The following is a 3,704-nucleotide window of genomic DNA, read 5'->3' as shown; positions in this document are numbered from 1 at the left end:
CGCCCAGCCCCCGAGGACACACCCGCCTCAGCCGACGGCAAAGAGGGCGCCGCCAAGGACTCGAATTCGAAGGAGTCCAGGGAAGCGGAGGGCCAGGAAGGGTCGGAGGAGCGCGAGCAGCCGCAGACCGCCTGGTCGGCCCGGCGCGACCTGATCGACCACAGCCCGCGGACGATGAACGTCGGCGACCGTTCCCGCTTCGGCGGCAGCATGGTCGGCGGCAGCCAGCACGGCGTCAGCGGCGGCCGGGTCGCCGGTGACGTGATCATGGGCAGCAAGACGGAGATCCATCAGTGGTCGTTACCCGGGTTCTCCGCCCCGTCCGCCACCGCCTCCGCCTCCGGCGAGGTCCCGCAGTCCACGCTCGACCGGCTCGCCGCCTCGTTCGTCGCCGCCGAGGCGACCTTCGAGGCCCTGCTCGCCCGCCTGCGCACCGACCGCGTACTCGTCCTGTCGGGCGCCCGCTTCACCGGCAGACACACGGCCGCCCTGATGCTCCTGCACCGGCTGGGGGCAGCCCCCGTACACATGCTCGACCGCGACACGAACCCGGGCACCCTGGCCGACAAGGTCACCGCACCGGACGCGGCAGCCGGTGGAACGGGCGACGGAACAGGCGGTGGTACGGGCAGCGGAACCACAACCCCGGCCCCGGACCGCCGCCCCCGTGGCTATGTCCTCGCCGACCTGGTCACCCGCCGCGACCGCCCCCTCCGCGAGCACCATCTCCTCGCCGCCCGCGACCGTCTCACCGCGCGGGACGCGTATCTCATCGTCACCGTCGGCCCGACCGCCGTCCTGGAGGACGTACCGTTCGTCACCTGGCAGCCGCCGGACACGGCCGCCGTGCTGGCCGCGCACCTCCGCACCAGGTTGGCCTCCGACGACAGCGGGACGGCGGCGAAGCTGCTCGAACTCCCGGACGTCACCGAGTTCCTGAGCCGCAACCACCAGCTCCGCGAGGTCGCCGCCTTCGCCCAGCTGCTCGGCCGGTACGCGGCCGGCGAGGTCGCCGAGAACGCAGTCGCCCAGTTCTCCCTGATCTCCCTGGAGAACCAGGTCCAGGAGTGGTTCGAGGAGGACGAGGCGTCGATCCATCTGCGCGACAAGGCGTTCCTGGTCGCGCTGGCCGCGTTCGACGACGGCCCGTACGCCCTCACCGCCGAACTCAGCGATCTGCTCTACCGCTTCCTCCAGCACACCCAGAACCCGGCGGGCATCCCCGAGGTCCCCGTCTTCGGCACCCACATCGGCAAGCGCCTCCAGCTCGCCCGCGCCGAGCGGTACGAGGACGACGAGCACACCGAGTGGGGTCCGGTGACCCAGCAGAAGGCGAGGTTCACCGACGACCGCGCCCCGCTCGTACTCCTGCGCGAGGTCTGGACGGGCCACCCCTCCGCGCGCCCCGCGCTGATCGACTGGCTGCGCCGGCTGGCCGACGACGGCCGTCCTCTCGTCCGTACCCGGGCCGCGTCCACGGTGGCCGTCCTGGCCCGTACGGACCTGCCCTCGGCGATGGCCCTGGTCATCGAACCGTGGGCGACCTCCAACCGCTTCCGGCACCGCCTGGTGGCCGTCAACGCGCTCACCCTCGCCCACCTCATCGACACACCGAACGTCCCGCGCATCCTCGACGAGTGGTCCAAGGGCGAGGACCGGCGGCTGCGCTGGGTGGCCGTCCGGGCGTACGCGCTGATCGGCGCCGAACGCCCCGAGCAGGCCCTGGCCGCCCTGCGTACGGCGGCGCGCGGGCTGCGCCGGGACCTCGCCGACCCGGACGACTTCGACCGCGAGATGGCCCGCGAACTCGACGAGGCCGTAGCCCTGCTGCTCCTCTCCGAGGCCGGCGACCGGGTCCTCGCGGAACTGCGGCTGCACATCAGCGACGACCGCCCGGTGCACGACCTGACCGTCGGCGGCTTCGTCAGCGCCTGCCGCCACACCCAGGACGACGAGCGGTACGGGCATCCGCTGGTCCTCGGCTGGTACGCGCGGTCGGCCACCGAGGGCTCGGCCGCCGCCCATGGCATCCCGTACCTGTGGCGGGCGGCGCTGAACGACCCGGGCGCGACCCGGCCCGCGCTGGACGTCCTGCGCGAGTGGGTGCTCGTCGCCGACCGCTCGACGACCACGGAGTGGGCCCTGGCGGCGCTGCTCCCGGCCCTGGTCACCACCCCGGCGGAGTACCAGCGCCTCGGCCATCTCCTGCGGACGATGCCGGGCGAGGACGGCGCGGCCCCGCCGGCGGTGGCGGCCCGCCTCCTCACCACACTCCCCGTCCGCCAGTAAGTCACCGTCCCCGCTCACCGAGGAGCAACGCACGATGGCCGCTTTCCACCGCCCGCCCGAGTGGCAGCAGTCCGCGGACCGCCACACCCAACTGATCGACCCCGTACTCACGGTCCGCCAGCTCTCACGCTTCGAGCTCTCCCTCAAGTCGACGGTCCGTATCGACCACGCCCTCGTCTTCGCCACCGCCAAGGGCGGCTACGAGGCCTACCTCCCGCCCCGCCGCCCGACGCGCAGCGAGATCGCGGCCCGGCACTTCACGGCGGTGTACGAGATCGATATGGGCGTACACCCGTTCTCCGGCACGCTGACGCTCCCCAGTGACAACGACGCCTTCGAGTTCTCGGCCGAGATCGACATGTCCTGGCAGGTCATCGACCCGGCCCGGTTCGTGGGCAGCGGTCACCGGGACGTGCCGGGCCTGCTCATCGGCGAACTCCAGCGCGCGGCCCGCCCGGTGAGCCGGCGGTTCCCGATCGCGGACAGCGCGAAGGCGGAGGGGGAGCTCCTCCAGGCCATCAACGTGCTGGGCCCGCTGGGTGCCCCGGCCGGCCTCCAGACCACCTGGACCCTGCGACTGCGCCGCGACCAGGAGAACATCGACCACCAGCGCCGCCTCCAGGCCATCGACCACTCCGCGACCGAGCAGGTGTGGGCGGCGCAGCGCGGCGCCGACATCGACGTGGAGGTGGACCGCCGCAACCGCGGTCAGGACGCCCTCCAGATCGAGCGCGCGATGGCGTACGGCGCCCAGCAGCAGCATCTGGCCCTCCAGCAGCAGCGCTGGGACTACGAGCAGGCGGCCCTGCAAAGCGGGCAACAGCACCAGCTGGCCGTCCAACAAGGACACCAGGAACTGGAGCTGCAGCAGGTGGAGGCCCAGAAGATCGCCTTCTACGCGCACCACCTGCAACAGGGCGGCGTCCACTCCTGGGCCTTCCACCTCGCCCAGCACCCGGAGGACTCCCGCCTGGTCATGACCAGCATGCGCGACGACCAGCTCCGCATGATCCAGGCCCAGATGGACCTGGTGAAGGACCTCCTGCACGGCGACACCGCCGAGAAGTTCGAACTGGAGGGCCCCAAGCAACTGGCCCTGCGCACAGTGAGCGACATCCTCACCCAACGCCTCCCCGGCGTCCCGCAGACCCCGCCACCGTTCCCGGGCGGCGACCCGGCCACCCTGGGCGACCCGTACGGGGCTCACCCCCAGGGCGCCCCCGGTTTGCCCGCCCAGCCCGGCTTCGTCCCAGGGCAGCCGGGATCCGTCCCGGGCGGCGACCGGTCCCTGAGCGACCCGTACGGGGCCCACGCCCAGGGGTCACCCCGCTCGCCCGCACAGCCCGGCTTCATCCCCGGACAGCCGGGATCCGTCCCTGCCGGGCCCGTCCCCGGGTACGCCCACCTCGGCCACC

2 protein-coding genes are annotated in these 3,704 nt (G+C 72.8%); both read left to right on the top strand.

Translation table 11 applies throughout. From position 1 onward, the window contains the following. Positions 1 to 2,289, top strand: a 2,289-nt coding sequence (locus AOK08_RS40680) for a hypothetical protein (RefSeq protein WP_055535445.1), incomplete at its 5' end; no start/stop codon positions are given. Positions 2,290 to 2,323: 34 nt separating this feature from the next. Beyond that, positions 2,324 to 3,704, top strand: a 1,381-nt coding sequence (locus AOK08_RS40675; RefSeq protein WP_055535444.1) for a hypothetical protein, incomplete at its 3' end; no start/stop codon positions are given.

This window comes from Streptomyces graminilatus (assembly GCF_001418565.1).
Classification (GTDB): domain Bacteria; phylum Actinomycetota; class Actinomycetes; order Streptomycetales; family Streptomycetaceae; genus Streptomyces; species Streptomyces graminilatus.
Note: the sequence above shows the minus strand (reverse complement) of the source record. Positions and strands in the feature narration are given on the sequence as shown.